This is a genomic window from Gelidibacter sp. (genome assembly GCF_035577925.1).
Classification (GTDB): Bacteria; Bacteroidota; Bacteroidia; order Flavobacteriales; family Flavobacteriaceae; genus Gelidibacter.
The window spans coordinates 1-1,895 of record NZ_DATJCY010000040.1 but is presented as its reverse complement, the minus strand read 5'-3'; the positions used below and the strand labels follow the sequence as shown (position 1 = coordinate 1,895).

At 31.0% G+C, this 1,895-nt stretch carries 1 protein-coding gene and 1 pseudogene; both read left to right on the top strand.

The annotated features are described in order from the left end of the window. Nucleotides 1–483: 483 nt before the first annotated feature. Nucleotides 484–1,506: an IS110 family transposase gene (locus tag VNJ50_RS01380; RefSeq protein WP_325578332.1), complete on the top strand. Its 1,023-nt coding sequence runs from the start codon at nucleotides 484–486 to the stop codon at nucleotides 1,504–1,506. A gap of 129 nt (nucleotides 1,507–1,635) precedes the next feature. Then, nucleotides 1,636–1,895, top strand: a pseudogene (locus tag VNJ50_RS01375) (hypothetical protein); the annotation flags it as partial.

Genomic DNA, 1,895 nt, shown 5'->3' with positions numbered 1-1,895 from the left:
ACGATTTTCTTAGAATAAGCATCTGTTATAAGACTTAAATAGGATGGGTTTTCTCTGTTTCCCAAGTAAGTTATGTCTGATACCCAAACATTATTAGGCTTTTTGTATTGATAATCTTTAATCAAATTTTTATGTTTTTTAAAACGATGATACGAATTAGTAGTTTTGTGATAACTTCTTTTTGGGATGATTAGTAAATGGTTAGCCCTTAAGAAGTCAAAGAACTTGTCCTTTAGATTTGTAATGATAAAAATTAAAGAAAAGTAATTAAATTAGAATTACTAATTATTTATAATAATTACCTAAATCGGTAGTGGCGCATTAATTATTTTGTCAAGGTTTTTATGCCTATGGAGTGATACAATCCACTACCGATTTTTTCCCTTAGTGACCATATAACAATTAGGGCAAAACCCATTATTAAGGACTTGGATCGATGGGGTAAAAACATAGGTAATCTTTACAAATATAAAAAATAAAAGAATGAATGCAGAGCCTAAATTTTATATTGGTATAGATGTTTCAAAACCCTATTTTGATGTCTCTTTAATGACTGTTGTAGATCACGTAAAGCAACCTGTTGAGAGTGAAAGGTTTGAAAATACAACCTTGGGTATAAAACTATTTGAGAAATGGTTAAAAGCAAAAAAAGTAAGTTTTAATAAAAACAGTATTGTAGTTATAGAAAACACGGGGATTTACCATCGTTTAATATGGTCATTCTGTAGTAAAAAGCAGCTTCCTATTCATATTGGAAATGCGGCTCATATAAAGTGGAGTTTTGGAATAGCACGAGGTAAAAATGATAAAATAGATAGTATCCGTTTGTGTAATTATGCCTTTAAAGAAGCCGATACGTTAAAAGAATCACCGGCCTTAGATTCTGATTTACTGCTATTAAAGGATTTAATTACAACTAGAACAAAATTGCTAAAACAAGTTAGTAGCCTACGTGTTTCAATCAAAGAATTGAGTAATGTAATGCAAAAATCACATCATAAATTGATAGTACACTCACTAAAATCAGCCATTGATGGACTTGTTAAATCAATCAAAAATGTAGAAAACCAAATAAAGAAAATTGTTACAGAAAACACGGCTTTCCAGCAAAACTATAACTTGTTAATAGGTATACCTGGGGTTGGCCCTGTTACAGCAACTTATTTAATTGCCTGTACAGCTAATTTTGCAGGAAAACCAAGTGGCAAACAGCTGGCTTGTTATGCCGGCGTGGCTCCATTTGAACATAGTAGTGGAATAAGCGTGAGAGGAAGAACTAGGGTTCATCGTATGGCAAATAAAGATCTTAAAAAGCTATTGCATTTATGCGCTTTGTCAGTTATTAGATACAATCAAGAATTTAAAACATATTACAACCGAAAAAAGGAAGAAGGAAAACATAGCATGAGTATATTAAATGCTGTTAGAAATAAAATAGCATTAAGAATTGCTGCAGTTATCAAAAATCAAACGAGTTACAAAATTAATTATAATATAGCAGCTTAATGTTTGTTTTTGTCATAACAATCACTCAGAACTTGTTTTACTTTGTACAATTCGCAAGCTCGGGTCAGATTCGCACTATTTAATATCACCTTTTAACTATATAACTTTATCACTTTTTAACCTAAATAAATGTTCCAAGAAAACCAAAAACTTCAAATTCCGCAAGACGAAACCATTGTTTGGAAGTATTTAGATCTTTCAAAATTTTTAGACTTATTACTTTCTAACAGAATGTTTATGGCTCGGTCTGATAAATTTGAAGATCAATTTGAAGGAACTTTTAGCGAACCAACTTACGAAGAAATTAAAAAACTCTTGGCTGATAATCCCAAATATTTAGACGCCTATAAATCTAAACGAAAAGAGATTGTTATTAGTAGTTGGCATGC